16 protein-coding genes are annotated in these 15,717 nt (G+C 44.3%); 5 read left to right on the forward strand and 11 right to left on the reverse strand.

The window, feature by feature from the left end; translation table 11 throughout:
* Nucleotides 1-211: 211 nt before the first annotated feature.
* The 3 genes from R7E38_RS07005 (at nt 212) to R7E38_RS07015 (ending at nt 3,370) form a co-directional block, all read left to right on the forward strand.
* A complete protein-coding gene (locus tag R7E38_RS07005) occupies nt 212-2,362 on the forward strand; it encodes a serine/threonine-protein kinase (protein ID WP_226083041.1) in 2,151 nt (716 codons plus the stop codon).
* A gap of 446 nt (nt 2,363-2,808) precedes the next feature.
* Nucleotides 2,809-3,144, forward strand: coding sequence for an Hpt domain-containing protein (locus R7E38_RS07010; protein ID WP_005375918.1), 336 nt, complete (start codon nt 2,809-2,811; stop codon nt 3,142-3,144).
* Between the two features lie 34 nt (nt 3,145-3,178).
* The gene (locus R7E38_RS07015; protein ID WP_005375916.1) at nt 3,179-3,370 is read left to right on the forward strand and encodes a hypothetical protein; all 192 of its coding nucleotides are present in this window, start codon (nt 3,179-3,181) and stop codon (nt 3,368-3,370) included.
* A 70-nt stretch (nt 3,371-3,440) separates the two neighbouring features.
* On the opposite strand, the gene R7E38_RS07020 is transcribed toward R7E38_RS07015, so the two are convergent.
* The 4 genes from R7E38_RS07020 to R7E38_RS07035 form a co-directional block, all read right to left on the reverse strand.
* Entirely contained in the window at nt 3,441-3,902 is a 462-nt protein-coding gene (locus R7E38_RS07020; protein ID WP_005375914.1) for an ATP-binding protein, read from the reverse strand.
* On the reverse strand, nt 3,883-5,112 hold the full coding sequence (locus R7E38_RS07025) for a PP2C family protein-serine/threonine phosphatase (RefSeq protein WP_226083043.1): 1,230 nt from the start codon (nt 5,110-5,112) through the stop codon (nt 3,883-3,885). Before R7E38_RS07025 ends, R7E38_RS07020 begins: the two co-directional genes overlap by 20 nt.
* 29 nt (nt 5,113-5,141) lie before the next feature.
* Entirely contained in the window at nt 5,142-5,402 is a 261-nt protein-coding gene (locus R7E38_RS07030) for a hypothetical protein (RefSeq protein ID WP_005375908.1), read from the reverse strand.
* Between the two features lie 220 nt (nt 5,403-5,622).
* On the reverse strand, nt 5,623-6,237 hold the full coding sequence (locus R7E38_RS07035; RefSeq protein ID WP_033907003.1) for a glutathione S-transferase family protein: 615 nt from the start codon (nt 6,235-6,237) through the stop codon (nt 5,623-5,625).
* A gap of 284 nt (nt 6,238-6,521) precedes the next feature.
* Here R7E38_RS07035 and R7E38_RS07040 point away from each other — a divergent pair, with 284 nt between their 5' ends.
* Together R7E38_RS07040 and R7E38_RS07045 are read left to right on the forward strand one after the other, a co-directional pair.
* Nucleotides 6,522-7,097, forward strand: coding sequence for a TetR/AcrR family transcriptional regulator (locus tag R7E38_RS07040; protein WP_009701863.1), 576 nt, complete (start codon nt 6,522-6,524; stop codon nt 7,095-7,097).
* 1 nt (nt 7,098) lies between these two features.
* Entirely contained in the window at nt 7,099-7,503 is a 405-nt protein-coding gene (locus tag R7E38_RS07045; protein WP_226083046.1) for a PPC domain-containing DNA-binding protein, read from the forward strand.
* Between the two features lie 98 nt (nt 7,504-7,601).
* Here the strand turns inward: R7E38_RS07045 and nirD are convergent, their stop codons facing one another.
* From nirD to R7E38_RS07080, 7 genes are all read right to left on the reverse strand, one after another.
* A complete protein-coding gene (nirD, locus tag R7E38_RS07050) occupies nt 7,602-7,937 on the reverse strand; it encodes a nitrite reductase small subunit NirD (RefSeq protein ID WP_033907001.1) in 336 nt (111 codons plus the stop codon).
* Entirely contained in the window at nt 7,938-10,457 is a 2,520-nt protein-coding gene (gene nirB / locus R7E38_RS07055; protein WP_226083048.1) for a nitrite reductase large subunit NirB, read from the reverse strand. It lies immediately after the preceding gene.
* 10 nt (nt 10,458-10,467) lie between these two features.
* Nucleotides 10,468-11,304 (reverse strand): ABC transporter ATP-binding protein, encoded by an 837-nt coding sequence (locus R7E38_RS07060; RefSeq protein WP_213914829.1) that lies wholly within the window; start codon nt 11,302-11,304, stop codon nt 10,468-10,470.
* A gap of 11 nt (nt 11,305-11,315) precedes the next feature.
* Nucleotides 11,316-12,281, reverse strand: coding sequence for an ABC transporter permease (locus tag R7E38_RS07065; RefSeq protein ID WP_025507436.1), 966 nt, complete (start codon nt 12,279-12,281; stop codon nt 11,316-11,318).
* A gap of 72 nt (nt 12,282-12,353) precedes the next feature.
* Complete coding sequence (locus tag R7E38_RS07070; protein WP_226083051.1) at nt 12,354-13,718, reverse strand: CmpA/NrtA family ABC transporter substrate-binding protein; 1,365 nt, start codon at nt 13,716-13,718, stop codon at nt 12,354-12,356.
* A gap of 265 nt (nt 13,719-13,983) precedes the next feature.
* Nucleotides 13,984-14,565, reverse strand: coding sequence for an ANTAR domain-containing response regulator (locus R7E38_RS07075; protein WP_226083054.1), 582 nt, complete (start codon nt 14,563-14,565; stop codon nt 13,984-13,986).
* A gap of 73 nt (nt 14,566-14,638) precedes the next feature.
* Entirely contained in the window at nt 14,639-15,556 is a 918-nt protein-coding gene (locus tag R7E38_RS07080; RefSeq protein ID WP_318081713.1) for a dienelactone hydrolase family protein, read from the reverse strand.
* Nucleotides 15,557-15,717: the final 161 nt, after the last annotated feature.

The raw sequence follows: 15,717 nt of genomic DNA on the forward strand, positions 1-15,717 counted from the left end.
AAATCATGCACGGAATAATGAATCATTTTTTTATCAAAGCAATCACGTATTGTTCAACAATTTTAATTATCCAACCAAGTTCAAATTTTTGACACTTAGACTTTCATCAATAAAAAAACGAATGTTAGTTTGGCCGAGAAATTCTAACATAATGACTTTTCATTGAGCAGAAAGGTATATATTCCCCCATCATTTATACGGAGTTCTTGTGATGGAAGACAGTAATAAAAACAATTCTATAAATAACGAAGAAAGCGGAGATAAAACTAAAATTGTAAAGACTCAAAAACGAGACAATGCAATTAAATCAACCAAACTCATTAATAATGAAACCTCCGTTAAAAATAAAAATGAAACAAATACAAAACTGTCTCAAAAAGAAAACACTCCGTTAGTTAATAAGAAAAAAAACAATAAAGATGACTCATTAAATAATAACAAAGATGTTATTAACGAAAGCTTAATAGGAACGACCGTTAAAAATCGGTATGAAATTGAGTCGGTTATTGGGCATGGTGGGCTTTGCGATGTTTACTTAGCTAAAGATAAGATTCTTGAATCTTCAGGTTCAGAAACACCCTACGTTGCGTTAAAAATATTACAGAAAGAGTTTGCTTCTCAACCAGAGACTGCACGCATGTTAATACGTGAAGCTCAACAAACTCAAAGGTTAAGCCACCCTAATATCATTAGGGTTTTTGATTTTGGTGTTGATGGCGAAATATACTTTTTAGTTATGGAGTATATTAACGGAGAAACATTAGAGAGTTTGATACAGCGTTCTAGGCCCCATGGGCTGAAGTTTAATGCAACTTTATCAATCCTAAATCAGGTACTCGATGCACTCTCATATGCTCACTCTCTTGGTGTAGTGCACGCCGACCTAAAGCCCGCTAATGTGATTTTAACGTCTGAGGGTAACGTTAAGCTGCTTGATTTTGGTGTATCTAAAACTCATCAATTAAAGCAGGATCAATATGCGGCTAAACGTAAATCCGAAAATGTTGAAACGCTTGGTTATACTCCCAACTATGCATCACTCAACCTGTTATCCGGTAAGGAACCGAACTTAAGCGACGATATGTTTGCTCTATTTTGTATTGCTTACGAGTTATTGAGTTGCAAACACCCTTACGCAAGAACTCCAGTTAATGAAGCTCTCAAACAGAAGATCAAGGTCTCTAAACCAACTAACATGCCCGCATCTAAGTGGCCAATATTTTCAAGCGTATTTTCAACTGGCATCATTCCGAACGAGCTGACCCCTGAGCAGTTGAAACGCAAATTGAATATGCGCTATTGGCCTATCGCTAGCGGCGCGGCAGCGAGTATATTATTAGTTAGCGGCATTGTATTTGGTTATCAGCAGCAACAAGAAACCATCGCCACTTTGGAAACCGTTATTAGCAAGCAAAATGATCAAATTGCCGGACAAGAGTGGCAGCTTGATACGCCAGCAGAAAAAAGTTTGGCACTGATTGATAGTGAAAAAAGCTTACATCCAGTCGTTAAGGCTGGCTTATTACGCTTACACAAGACCTATATTCTCAGCGAGTTTGAATCTGAAATTGATCAGGTTTTGAATTCTGATGCCAACAACTACCCGAATTATGATGAAATTGAGTCCATACTTGATAAAGCAAAAATCTACTACCCTGACTCACATAAAATAGAAGTTCTTGCCTTAGATATTCAGTCAAGCAAGCACTCCACGTTACTTTCGATAGCAAGGCAAATCAACAGTCAACTTGAAAAGTCTCGGTACAGTAAAGAAGACGGCAGTAAGTCCATCTATGAGCTCAAGGATGAGTTAAATCAGATTCATCAAGGTTATCCTTTCACGCCAAGTTCGTTATCTAGCGATGTTTTCGGTCAGCACCTCACTGAAGCACTCAAAAAGAAAGACGCAGCTGCACTTGTTGCTCTTATTAAGGTTGGGAACACCTTCTTTTCAAACGTAGAAGAGCATCAAGAGAACTTACAGATAAGTAATGCGATGAAAGATGCAGTGCTGGAAATGAAATTATATGAGACAGCGCTAGATTCCAACAGCCCTCTACCGTTTCCAGAAGATGCCGCTAGAATCCTGTTCCAAGAAGAGTTTGAAAACTTTTATTCTCGCCTAGAAAAGGCAAGGACGACAACTCATCTCGATAACTTAGTGAAGGATGTGGATCTGTTCTCGAAAAACTTTCCTATTGGTTTTCAGGATGTTAACGATTTAAGATTCAAAACTGCTGATAAATACTTACGCTTCTCCGATATATTGCTTAATAAGCGAAGGACTTCAAGCGCAAGACGCGCTATGAAGAAAGCCAACGAGCTTATGAAGCAAATAGAACAGGACTCTAAGCAAAGCTAGTAATACAAAAGGGACGCGAGTCCCTTTTTTGCCGTAGATTACTTGCCAATATGCAACTAGATTGCTAATTTATACTTGTACTTAATGAGGAGAGTTAGCCTTGACTGAAGGAATAGTCAAAGTTGGCGAACGTCTGGCGTCCGTATGTAACGATAGCCTTAAACTAGGACTGCAAGACACTTACCGACTCGGCGTTTTACTTGGAAACATCCCCTTTGCTACTTGTGTTAAAAACACGCGAGTTGAAGTTTTTTCATCCCTACATTTCGACCATTGCCGTTTGGATATAAGTCAAAATATCTTTAACAATGACTTTCTTTTTGTAAGTTTATCTCAAGCGACAAGCAAACTATTTCTGCTCAAATACTGGTTATGCCATTCATACCTTCGGCTAAGCCTTCATTATCCGAAACATTCCTCTACCGCAACGTTTAATAGGGGTATACATGATTAATTTTGATGTTCTCAATACATACATGGATAACGACGTAGATCTGATCGTCACTGTTTTTTCTACATACCTTGAAGATCACACGAATGATATAGAGCGTATAGATGAGCTATATACAAGCAGATGTTGGTCAGAACTCTATCTATTAGCGCATAGTTTAAAGGGCATTCTAGAGAGTTTCGGAGAAGACACCGCGGTCATTGCGTTTCAAAGAATAGAAGAAAAAACCAGAAACGATACAGCGCCAGATAGCTCAGATATAGCTATAGTTACTGAAGAGCTAGCTGCAATTAATCAACAAATCTTCGCTTACTTGAAGAATATGCAATAAAGAAATTCAAGGCTTAACTGGGGGAAATATGGCAATGAATAATAGCAATTTCAGGGAGTTGATTGAGTCTCTCAAAGACCTAACACCAACTCAAAAAAGGTACTTACTTAGCCGTACAAAGATGGCGCTAGATGATGAAAATAATATGTTAAACATCAGTGATATTCTAACACCAGAAGAGTTGGAGGCGTTACTATCACCAGCACCAACAACGAATACAAAATAACAATGATATACAACGCAACCGTCAGATTAACGCTAGGGACCAAGTGAAGGAAATCGACTTTGCTTGGTTGTTAGTTTCTCTCCCAATTCCTTTTCACTACAACAAACGTATTGTTTTCGAAACCTTTTTCCAATTTAAACAGGTCAGATAATTGAGCGACTAACATCAGTCCGCGACCAGAGGAGGACCAACTATCGTCATCCATTAAGTTAGGTGCCTCAATCTGTTTATTTTTATGTTGGATGAACGTCTTCTCATTGATCGGCGCTCCGCAATCAGAGACTCTCAGTTCCACGAAACCGGACACTTGGTCATCCCCAACCCTACACTCCACTTCAATTGGCAGGCCTTCTATTTCACTGTAAGAATGAATATAAGCGTTATTCATGAGCTCAACGACACAAAGCTCCAATGATTGAATTGCATTTAAGGGGATTTGATGACCCATCAAAAACCGAACAACGTCTTTGCTCGCACTTCGTGAGTGAGTAAGGGAGCTCCCGTAAGTTCGTTTAAATTCGCTCTTTGACATTCTTTTCCTTAAAATCGAGCCTCTCACCATGCCATTTTACCTGTAAAAGGCTGGCATCATCATCAAACTCATCTTCGTTGTGCCAAGATTGTACTTTTTTAAAGACGTCTCCCACTTGATCTTCAACTGGCAGCGTGCAAACAGCTTTTATACTCGATGCCAATCGTTGTAGTGAAAACATCTCCTCACCCTGCCTCGCTTCAATCAAACCATCCGAATAAAGCCACAATGCATCGCCCTCATCTAGACTAATTTGGTTACCGCTATATTCTATCGGCTGCATTGCACCAACGATAAAGTTATCGTCACCTATCTGTTCCATCGTGTTCGTACTCGCTCGCCAAACTAAGATCCTGGGGTGGCCAGCCGTGCAATAGCTAAGTCGCCCTGATTTTGTGTTAAGAATGGCGTAAGCCATAGTAAAGTAAAGTTGACTGTTTCTAGTTTGCTGATAACGCCGATTTAGCCGTTCAATCACAGATGCAGGCTCACTTACGCAATAGCCGTCATCTCTCAACTCCATCGTGATCGAATCAGGCCCCTGACTTTGAGATAGCGTTTGTTGAATAGAAAAAGCCATCAAAGCTGAAGAAATACCATGACCAGAAACATCAAATACATAAAACGCAACATGTTGTTCATCGAGCTCCAAATACCCCAACATATCACCACCAATCTGGGAGCATGGTTTGTAGACATAACTAAACTGTATATTTTGGATAGTTGATTCAGAAGGGAGTAGTTGCTCCATCAGATGACTCGCAGACTGCAGGTCTTGGTGAATTGTTTGATAGGCCGCATCTAGTTCTTTATTTCTCTCAACGAGTTTGTTGTGCAGTTCTAAAGTACGAAACCCCGCACGGATTCTGGCCTGAAGTTCCTCTACAGACGTCTTCTTATCTACGAAATCATCTGCGCCAGCATCAATGCCTTTCACGATCGAACTTTGGTCATTTCTAGAAGACAGTAGAACAAAGAAAATGTAACGCTCGCTAACTTTAGATTTTAATTGGCGACACAATTCAATACCACTAATTCCAGGCATCATTAAATCACTCAGCACAAACTGAATATCAGGGCGGTGGGTTAGCACTTCGAGCGCCGCTCGTCCGTCTTCAACAGCAAGCACTTCATAGCCTTGCTTTTCCAATGCACTGCTGATGTAAAGCAGGACTGTTTTACTATCATCGACCAAAAGAATGGGTTTCATCTTCCTCCTTAATACGGTTGCTTTACTGGCTAACGCAAAACACTAGTCACTGACTGCTCATTTCTAAAACGGCTGTAGTCTTCGGCTAATAATTGGTGTTGATATCGAGTGTAAGACAACGCTTCATTAGAAATTAGTATCTGATGCTCTTTTTCGATTAACTGACTTTGCAGCCTTTCAATCTGTTCATTCTGCTGTGTGTAATTGAGGTACAGTGCGAATAGACCAAAAACCGAAACCATTAACAGGGCTATTAGAATATTATTGATAGTTTTCACTTGAATATTCATGACCTCTCCTTGTCTATTATTAGACTTTCCATGATGAAAGAGAGCGTCTACGGACCAAGAGCTCGAGGCTCTAAAACGCAACGAAGCAAATTGAGGTTGTTTTTCCAATTATAGGCGATAGGAGAAAAAATAAGAAAAATCTGAAAAAATTTGAATATCCTGCTGAGTTAAGAATCGGTAAGGTAGTAGCAGCGAGCTATCATCCACTCGCTGCAATACATTAACTCTGAAATGCAGGTCTAGCTAAAATTTGGTTATACCATCGAGCAATGTTTGGCGACGTCGATAGCACATCAATTTCTAGGCCTTTAATTGCGAAACTGATCAAGATAAAGCCTGTTATATCGACAATAGTAAAATGGTCTACGGCGATAAAATCATTATGTTCAAGACGCTTGTCTAAGACAGGCAGAAATTCGTAGACGCGTTGTTTTGATTCTTCGCCCCATGCTTCAACACAACGTTCTCTGTCTCCATAAACTCCGGTCATGTTTCGAAACGCCTGAAATGCCGCATTTAGTCCTTGGAACTCCACCACACGATGCCACATTTCTACCTGAGCACGTTCGAGCTGGTTAGCACCAAACAGCGCCAGATCATTTCCAAACGCTTCATCTAGGTAGCGACAAATCGCCACGCTTTCACAGATCGTCGTACCATCATCCAGTTCCAGCAGAGGCACTTTGCCATTCACGCTTTTCGATTTAAACGGTTCAGATAGGTTATCGCCCTCACGAACGTTCAGCGCAATTCGCTCAACCTCGCCACCGATTTCCTTCAGAAAAATGCTAACTCGCTTACAACTTGGAGTCATTGCGGTTTCATAGAGCTTCATTTCACATCCTTTTATCTTTTTCTAACCGATTGGTTAGGATATACTGTAGTCAGTTTATAAACGATCAGTCAAGAACTTCACTATCAAAAATTTTCAAACAGTTGTGGGTCTGTTTGCTGAGCGAGATTTTTGATGCCGTTTGTGAGTTCACATGAATTTGGGGGCTGATACCCAAGAATAGATGGGTATTCATCATATTGGTTCAGTTCTAACGCTAGAGGTTCTCTGTACCATCCCTCCAAAGCAATTTAATTACCCAATAAGCAGACCCAGGCAGGTAATTTATGGCAAGAAAAGCCAACTTCGACCGAGATGAAAAGCTTCTCGTGGCTATGGATGTGTTTTGGCGCAAGGGCTTTGCGAACACGTCTATCTCGGATCTCACCGACGAACTGAACATCAACCGCTTCAGTCTTTACAACACCTATGGTGACAAGCAACAGCTCTACTACGAAGCGCTCGATACTTACTTAAAAAAGGTCTCGCTACCGTCACTGAATGATTTGGAAAAAGACGACGCGTCTTTACCTGAGTTGGAATCGTTCCTTAAATCTTTTGCTGATCTGCAACGCAAACGCAGCTGTGGGTGTTTTATCCAAAATGCGTTGATTGAGCACGCTGGTGAAGACGATGATGTACTGCGCAAAGGGCATTTTTTGTTTGACCATCTTATCGACATCATTGCGGATGCGCTGACCAATGCACAAAAAGAAACCTTAGTGCCGAAAACGCTGAAACCAGAAGAGCTTGCTCGTTTTGTTCTCAACAACATGCAAGGTATGCGCGTACTTGGCAAAGCCAAACGTTATGCCGACTTGGATACGGCGCTTTCCTGCTTGCTGGTTTTGATTAGGAAGTGACATGTCGATTGAAGTGATAGCAGTACGTCTTACCAAAGGCATGGACTTAAAGCTGAGCCTAGCGAAATTGGTCGAGCAGCATGGTATCAAAGCAGGCTCGATTGCTTCATGCGTTGGTTGTGTCACTGACCTCAACCTTCGTTTGGCAGGTGCAGAGAGTACGTTAACCAAACAAGAGCCATTTGAAATCGTCTCTGTGATGGGAACACTAACGCCTGAGCATCAGCACGTTCATATCTCGGTGTCTGATCGTGATGGACGAGTTTGGGGTGGGCATTTGCTGGAAGGCACAGTGATTGATACTACCGCAGAATTGATCATCCATTCTTACTCAGAGCTTGAGTTCACTAGAGCGATGGACGACTCGACTGGCTATACCGAACTACAAGTGAATCCTTCCGAATAATTAAAAGCTCCAGAGCCATACTGTGGTGTCTCTGGAGCTTTATTCGCTTATCTCTTACGCTAAGAATTTACTCATATCGAGCAGGCAAATTTCTAGGATCATTCTTCGACTAAATAACAAACCTGATTATCGTCGACCGTTACTTGCCAAGTTTTTAGACAGTACGCTTCATCTTCCAAACACTGCCCACTCTTTAAACTGAAATGCTGTTTGTACAGTGGTGATGCAACACACATCTCACCATCGATATCACCGACGATCCCTCGACTCATCACATAAGCCTTACCAATTGGGTCCCAATCCTGAACAGCGTAAACACCGTTATCGGGAATGTAGAATAACGCGACATGCTCGCCTTCAATCAACACCGTGGCACCGATGAACGGCATTAGGTCATCAAGCTGACACAATTTCACTTTAGTTAAAGCTGCCATTTACACCTCCTGTTTCACGGGAATACGCTGACCGCGCACACGTTGGTACGGCAAGACTTTGCTGCCCGACGTGCTGTTCAAGAAAGGACGGAAGCGTTGCAATTTTTGAGGATTATCCAACGTGCTCTTCCACTCACACTGATAGGTATCTACGACTCGTGCCATTTGTTCATCCAAAGAGTCACATAGGTTGAGAGAGTCATCCAAAATCACTTGTTTAAGGTAATCTAAGCCCCCTTCCATGTTCTCCATCCACACCGACGTACGCTGCAAGCGATCTGCGGTGCTGACGTAGAACATCAATACTCGGTCGATCATGGTGATCAACTCTGATTTGGATAGGTCGGATGCAAACAAATCAGCGTGTCGTGGTCTCATGCCGCCATTACCACAAACGTATAGATTCCAGCCGTTTTCGGTGGCGATCACCCCAATGTCTTTACTTTGCGCTTCTGCACACTCGCGAGTACAGCCCGATACGGCAAACTTAAGCTTATGGGGCGCTCGCAATCCTTTGTAGCGGCTCTCTAACTCAATAGCTAATCCGACCGAGTCATCAACACCATAGCGACACCAAGTAGAGCCGACGCAAGATTTCACGGTGCGCACCGATTTACCGTAGGCATGCCCTGTTTCAAAACCAGCATCAATTAAGGTTTGCCAGATTTCAGGAAGCTGTTCTAACTGCGCGCCAAATAAATCCACGCGCTGACCGCCAGTGATTTTGGTGTACAGATCGTATTGCTGAGCAACTTCGCCTAGCACGATGAGTTTGTCTGGTGTAATTTCGCCACCCGGAACACGAGGTACAATTGAGTAAGAGCCATCTTTTTGCAGGTTTGCCATAAAGGCATCGTTAGAATCTTGCAGAGATTGATGTTGAGGCTCCATGATGTGTTCATTCCACAAAGAAGCAAACACAGATGCCGCTGTTGGCTTACAAATATCACACCCATGCCCTTTGCCATGCAGTGCAATTAAGGTATCGAAGTCTTTGATCTGTTCCACTTGGCAAATATGAAACATCTCTTGGCGACTTAACTCAAAGTGCTCACAAAGGTGGTTGTTAACCTCTACCCCCATAGCTGCCAATTGAGTATCCAATACCGACTTCACCATATTGCTACAGCCACCACAGCCAGTACCGGCTTTGGTGTTCGCTTTAAGGTCCGTCAGGTTGGTGGTGCCAGCTTGAATCTCGGCAACTAAGTCGCCTTTTGTGACGTTGTGACAAGAACAGATGATGGCGCTGTCTGGCATCTCTCCGTCCAGCATTCCGGTATCAAACAGCAGGTTCGCCGCGTGGTCTGGCAGGACTGTTTTGTTCAAATAACACTGTAAGAGCGCATCGTAGTCGCTGTTGTCACCAACGAGAATCGCACCAAGCAATTGAGTGCCACTCGCATCAACTACCAGCTTTTTGTAGATGCCTGCGACCGCATCTTGCAAGACCATTTCTTGAGCACCTTCGGTTTGCATTTGTGCATCGCCGATAGACGCCACATCCACCCCAAGTAGCTTGAGCTTGGTGCTCATGTCTGCGCCTTTAAAACCTTCGCTTGGCATACCAGTCAAGACATCGGCAGTGGTTCTCGCCATGGTGTAACCGGGTGCGACCAAACCAAAGATCTTCTGCTCCCAAAGGGCACATTCGCCAATCGCGTATATGTTCTCATCGCTGGTTTGGCATTGGTTATTAATCACAATGCCGCCTCGCTCGCCTATTTCTAGCTCAGCCAGCCTTGCCAACTCATCTTGAGGGCGAATACCTGCGGAAAAGACAATCACATCCACTTCGAGAGGATCTTTGTCTTTAAACACCATGCGATGCTTAGCCGTTTCACCATCGCAGATTCGTTCCGTACCCGTTGAGGTGTGAACGGTTAGCCCTAGCGCTTCAATCTTCTCTTTTAGCACTAAGCCAGCACCATCATCTAACTGTACGGGCATCAGGCGAGGTGCAAACTCAATGACGTGAGTTTCTAGCCCCAATAGTTTGAGTGCATTTGCCGCTTCTAAACCCAACAAGCCGCCACCAATCACTGCGCCTGTTCTTGCGCCTTCACATGCCTTTTTGATTTGTGAAAGGTCATCAAGCGTGCGGTAGACAAACACATTGTCTCGGTCTTTACCTTCAATTGGAGGCACAAACGGGTAAGAACCGGTCGCGAGCACGAGTTGGTCGTAACCCAGCACATCTTCACCATCAAGCAGAATACGCTTTTGCTCTCTGTCGATGCCTGTTACTTGGCTGCCAAGTACGAGTTGGATGCCATGCATGTCGTACCATTCTTGGTTACTCAGCATCAAATCATCATGAGACTTACCCGCAAATAAAGAAGAAAGTTGTACACGGTCATACGCGATAAAGCGCTCTGCACCAATCACGGTAATTCGGTGCTCCAAATGTGCATTTTTCTGCACCAATTGCTCGACAAGGTGTTGCCCGACCATACCGTTACCTACCACAACAATGTGGCTTAATGCGTTCTTTACTGGAATCGTTAAAGGACTATTCATCACCGCCTCCTTATGCCGTTTGCGCTGCGGTTTTGGGCTTGCCTTCTTTCGAAGCAGGAATCTCGACTTTGGATTGCTTCTCGTAAAGGAACTTCAGCACCGCTTGTCGACACTTCTGATACTGCGCATCATCTGCCAGTGCGACACGCTCGCGAGGACGCGGTAGATTCACTTCCAACACTTCACCAATGGTCGCTGCCGGACCGTTAGTCATCATCACGATTTTGTCGGATAGCAGCACCGCTTCATCCACGTCGTGGGTAATCATGATGACGGTATTGTTTAACTCGGCTTGAATCTTCATCAGTGCATCCTGTAAATGCGCACGAGTTAACGCATCCAACGCGCCAAATGGTTCATCCATCAATAAAACCTTTGGTTGAAGTGCCAGTGCTCTCGCAATGCCGACTCGCTGCTTCATACCACCCGAGATTTCATCCGGCTTTTTGTGCGCGGCATGCTGCATTTGAATCAGCTCCAAGTAGTGATTCACTTGTTCCTGAATCCACGCTTTGCCCTTTTTGCCTTCAATTTGTTTTACAGCTAGCTCAACGTTTTGATATACGGTGAGCCAAGGCAATAATGAATGGTTTTGGAACACCACTGCGCGGTCTGGTCCCGGTCCAGCTACTTCTCGTCCATCGACGATCACGCCGCCGTCTGTTGGCATGTGTAGCCCTGCGACTAAGTTCAATACCGTTGATTTACCACAGCCAGAGTGACCAATTAGGGATACAAACTCGCCTTTATTGATTTGTAAATCGACGTTGTTAAGCGCGATGAACTCGCCATCTGGCGTTGGGAATCGCATCCCTAAACGCGTTAGATCTAATAATGCTTTTTCCATGATCTTTTCCCTTATCTCAACGCTTGTTGTTTATTCCAAGACAGCCACTTTTGAAGTTGCAACATGCCTCTATCGAGCATCAATCCAATAAAGCCGATTGTGATGACTGCGACCATAATACGACCCAATGATGCCGAGCTGCCGTTCTGGAATTCATCCCAAACGAACTTGCCTAACCCAGGGTTCTGCGCGAGCATCTCTGCTGCAATCAATACCATCCAAGCGATACCTAAAGAGAGACGTAAACCGGTGAAGATCATTGGAATGGCAGAAGGTAAAACGATGGTACGAATGTGCTGCCACCACGAAAGTTGGAGCACTTTGCTCACGTTGATTAAGTCTTTATCAACGCTCGTTACACCCACAGCGGTATTAATCAGCGTCGGCCATAAGCTACACAGCGCCACAGTGATCAGAGAGTTAATGAACGACTTAGCAAACATCGGGTCATCACTCACGTAAGTGGCACTCACCACCATGGTAACGATAGGCAGCCAAGCTAAAGGTGATACGGGCTTGAGCAGTTGAATGATTGGGTTGAACGCTTGATACAGCCCTTGATTCAGACCAAGCACGATGCCAAGTGGAATCGCAATGACAGTCGCCAACAGAAAGCCGGCAGTTACAGTCACTAGGCTTGTTATGATTTGGTCGAAGAACGTCGGCTTACCTGTGTAAGGACGAATCTTCACTTCCGCATCTGGATTTTTGGCTAATTTTGCAGCATTGCGTTTTTCCTGACGTTCGATAAACGCTTGTTCCTTTTCTCGCTCTTGCCAATGGTCATCGACAAGGTTGTTGAACTGCTGAAAAGTTTGCACAGGCCCCGGTAGCGTACCTAATGAGGTTTGCACTTCTCTCGCTGCTAAGTGCCACATTGCCAAAAAGATCAGCAAACCAATGACGGGCAAAAGTACCAACCGACTTCGGTTCACTACCTGCTTAGCAGGAAAAAGGGAAATGACATTACTAGACATACTCACTCCTAAGAAATTTACATCCTTGTTGCCACAAGCGAATCCCCTCGCCTGTGGCGTTTATCGTTATGGTTAAACCTTGTCTTTTCCTTTAAGCCCGATAGAGAACTTCTCTAGATATTTATTTGGCTCGCGACCGTCATAAACGATGTTGTCAATAAAGTGTGTTTGTGGCGCACGGAAACCATCTTCAGCACTAAAATCTGGGAAGTCTTTTTTGCTCAACACACCATCTTCAACCAGTGCTTGAGCCGCTTGTTGGTAAATGTCCGGTCGGTAAACCTCTTTTGCGACATCCATGTACCAATCATCGGATTTCTCGCTTGAGATCTGTCCCCAGCGACGCATTTGGGTCAGGTACCAAATCGCATCGCTGTAATACGGATAAGTGGCGTTATGACGGAAGAACACGTTGAAGTCTGGCACGTCTCGTTTGTCGCCTTTCTCGTATTCAAATGTGCCCGTCATCGAGTTAGCAATAACTTCGGCATCGGCTCCAACGTATTCGCTTTTTGATAGCATCTTCACTGCTTCTTGGCGGTTGGCATTGTCGTTTTCATCCAACCAATGTGCCGCTCGAATCAAGGCTTTCACTACGCGAATGTGCGTGTTTGGATACTTCTCAGCCCAAGCTTTGGAAACACCAAACACTTTCTCTGGGTTGTTCTTCCAGATCTCGTAATCGGTCACGACTGGCGTACCAATACCTTTGAATACGGCTTGTTGGTTCCATGGTTCGCCTACGCAGTACCCTTTGATCGTGCCCGCTTCCATTGTTGCTGGCATTTGTGGTGGCGGTGTAACACTCAAAAGAACGTCAGCATCCAACTGGCCACTGTTATCGCCTGAGTCTGGTGCGTAAAAACCTGGATGAATCCCACCTGCCGCTAACCAGTATCGCAACTCATAGTTGTGCGTCGATACAGGGAACACCATCCCCATGTTGAACGATTTGCCTTTATCCAGATAGCTGTCGACCACAGGCTTCAGTGCATCCGCTTTGATTGGGTGAACTGGCTTGCCATCTGGTTGCTTTGGAATGTATTGCTTCATCTGCTCCCAAGTATCATTGGAAACCGTGATTGCGTTGCCGTTCAAATCCATACTGAACGCGGTAATCACTTCTGCTTTTGTGCCGACACCAATCGTTGCGCCCAATGGCTGACCAGCAAGCATGTGCGCGCCAGCAAGCTCACCGTCGATGACTCGGTCTAATAGCACCTTCCAGTTTGCTTGTGCTTCTAAAGTGACGTACAAGCCTTCGTCTTCAAAAAAGCCTTTCTCATAAGCAACCGCCAGCGGTGCCATATCGGTTAACTTAATAAAACCAAACTTCAGGTCTTCAATTTCTGGCTCACCCAACTCTGCCTTTACGCTGACCGTGGTGAATACCGATAACGAAATTGCTGACACTTTCAGCATCGAACTCCATTTCATTGGTTTGCTCCCATAAAAAAAGCGCCACTACTCCGAAGAGCAGTAGCGCCGTTGCTAAGTCTACAATTACCGCCGTTGATAATTGAGATAAGCGATTCAACAATAAACCCAATTCTACTAATCCAATTACTGTGCCAACTTATTTTTCACTTTAAATACAATAAATTAGCGTATCTTGCTGTTTGTTATTCCCCGTTATTGCTTGCTGATAGTGCAACACGCACCACGTTAGAAAACGCACCCTAACCCCAAAGTGGTAGAACAACTAATCCAACACTTCCAAAGTTGTTATCAAATTCTTGGCAACTTGTGCGAGCGTTTGGCTGGATTGCATAGCTGAATTTCTAAGCGCTTTGTAAGCCTGTTCTTCATCAACGCTGTGCATCTTCATCAGCAGACCTTTGGCTTTTTCCACCAGCTTGCGCTCTTCAATCTTGTGGGTCAGCGATGCAATTTCCGATTGCATACTTTCGAATTTCGCTCTCACTAATGTCGCATGTTCAATCCAAGGCTGAAGCTCAAACTCACTATCGTGCGGCATGAGCACATAGTCCATTTTTTCTGATAAACGATTGATATCATTGGATGATAATTGCTTTAAGACAATAAGAAGTGGTGCCGATTTTCTGCGGCAGAAATCGACGATCAAACGCAGTTCCGCGGTTGGTTGCTGCCATCCAACCACAACGCTTGCCGACGGTTCTCGTTGCATTAACGTTTCTAGTTGTGCCAATTGGCAGCCGATGATGTTGTCGTAATCTTTGCTCAATAAGCCGGACAATCGAGCCTGCTCTTGGAGGCTATCACAGCATACTATGATGGGTGTTTTTGACGTTGATTGAGTCATGCACATTCCTTGTTTATATCTCACTCACTAAGAGAGACATAACAAGGAATGTGCCAATTAAAGTTGAAGCGTTTTAACTAGAGGCGAGATGTTCTTTGAAGAAACCTAGTGTGCGTTCCCACGCGAGCGCCGCTTCTTCTGGTGCGTAGCGAGCCGTTGAGTCGTTATGGAAGCCATGGTTGACGTTTTCATACATTAACGCCTGATATTGCGCATCGTTCGCGATCAATTGCTGCTCATAGGCAGGCCATGTGTCGTTGACGCGCTTATCGAGCCCTGCGAAGTGAATCATCAACGGCCCTTTGACCTGCTTTTGAATCTCTTGCGCCGCCGGTGTTCCGTAGAAAGGCACACCTGCATCCAGCTCTTCTGGCATTACCGCTGCAAGCATATTAACGATGTATCCACCGAAACAGAACCCAACAGCGCCTAATTTACCGTTCCCACCCTCGTAGTGTTTAATGAAATTAGCAGCAGCAATAAAATCTTGTTCGATCTTGGCTCTGTCCATCTCTTTCTGCATGGCGCGACCTTCATCATCGTTCCCCGGATAGCCACCGAGTGGATAAAGCGCGTCAGGAGCGAAAGCAATAAAGCCGTCTTTCGCGAGTCGTCTGGCGACATCTTTGATGTATGGGTTTAGACCCCGATTTTCATGAATCACCAACACTGTCGGCGATTTTAAGGTCTTCTTTTGTGGCACAACCAAATAGCCGCGACCTTCTCCATGTCCATTGGGCGAAGCAAAGGTTTCATAGGTTGCTTTGATCTCAAGATCATTAAAGGAAACTTGCTCTGCGAGTGCATAATTTGGAGTCAGAGCATCAACCAGGGCCGTCATACTAAAACCTAAAACAGCGAGGCCACCAAGACGGTTGAGAAACTCTCGACGAGAGATTTTGCCATGTGCGTATTCGTCATACCAATCGAAAGCTTCTTGTGGAATGGGATGTGACGCCTTGTTGTTAGAATTTGAGTGCTTTAGAACCATTATCCTTGTCCTCATTTCTTATCGAAAAGTAAACTCATCAGGCCTCACTGATGTTTGCCCCAATCAGCTGTGAGACACTTCAAGTGATAAATACATCACTGACAAGCTTACACAAACAATAGATAAAGGATTCCGATCCAACAACGTTTCGCGGTTAGCTC

The sequence above is a fragment of the Vibrio sp. Vb2131 genome (assembly GCF_033338535.1).
Classification (GTDB): Bacteria; Pseudomonadota; Gammaproteobacteria; order Enterobacterales; family Vibrionaceae; genus Vibrio; species Vibrio alginolyticus.

Coding starts and splice junctions, on each gene's coding strand:
- R7E38_RS07005 (WP_226083041.1), top strand. CDS start 212: ATGGAAGACAGTAATAAAAACAATTCTATAAATAACGAAGAAAGCGGA.
- R7E38_RS07010 (WP_005375918.1), top strand. CDS start 2,809: ATGATTAATTTTGATGTTCTCAATACATACATGGATAACGACGTAGAT.
- R7E38_RS07015 (WP_005375916.1), top strand. CDS start 3,179: ATGAATAATAGCAATTTCAGGGAGTTGATTGAGTCTCTCAAAGACCTA.
- R7E38_RS07020 (WP_005375914.1), bottom strand. CDS start 3,902: ATGTCAAAGAGCGAATTTAAACGAACTTACGGGAGCTCCCTTACTCAC.
- R7E38_RS07025 (WP_226083043.1), bottom strand. CDS start 5,112: ATGAAACCCATTCTTTTGGTCGATGATAGTAAAACAGTCCTGCTTTAC.
- R7E38_RS07030 (WP_005375908.1), bottom strand. CDS start 5,402: ATGAATATTCAAGTGAAAACTATCAATAATATTCTAATAGCCCTGTTA.
- R7E38_RS07035 (WP_033907003.1), bottom strand. CDS start 6,237: ATGAAGCTCTATGAAACCGCAATGACTCCAAGTTGTAAGCGAGTTAGC.
- R7E38_RS07040 (WP_009701863.1), top strand. CDS start 6,522: ATGGCAAGAAAAGCCAACTTCGACCGAGATGAAAAGCTTCTCGTGGCT.
- R7E38_RS07045 (WP_226083046.1), top strand. CDS start 7,099: ATGTCGATTGAAGTGATAGCAGTACGTCTTACCAAAGGCATGGACTTA.
- nirD (WP_033907001.1), bottom strand. CDS start 7,937: ATGGCAGCTTTAACTAAAGTGAAATTGTGTCAGCTTGATGACCTAATG.
- nirB (WP_226083048.1), bottom strand. CDS start 10,457: ATGAATAGTCCTTTAACGATTCCAGTAAAGAACGCATTAAGCCACATT.
- R7E38_RS07060 (WP_213914829.1), bottom strand. CDS start 11,304: ATGGAAAAAGCATTATTAGATCTAACGCGTTTAGGGATGCGATTCCCA.
- R7E38_RS07065 (WP_025507436.1), bottom strand. CDS start 12,281: ATGTCTAGTAATGTCATTTCCCTTTTTCCTGCTAAGCAGGTAGTGAAC.
- R7E38_RS07070 (WP_226083051.1), bottom strand. CDS start 13,718: ATGAAATGGAGTTCGATGCTGAAAGTGTCAGCAATTTCGTTATCGGTA.
- R7E38_RS07075 (WP_226083054.1), bottom strand. CDS start 14,565: ATGACTCAATCAACGTCAAAAACACCCATCATAGTATGCTGTGATAGC.
- R7E38_RS07080 (WP_318081713.1), bottom strand. CDS start 15,556: ATGGTTCTAAAGCACTCAAATTCTAACAACAAGGCGTCACATCCCATT.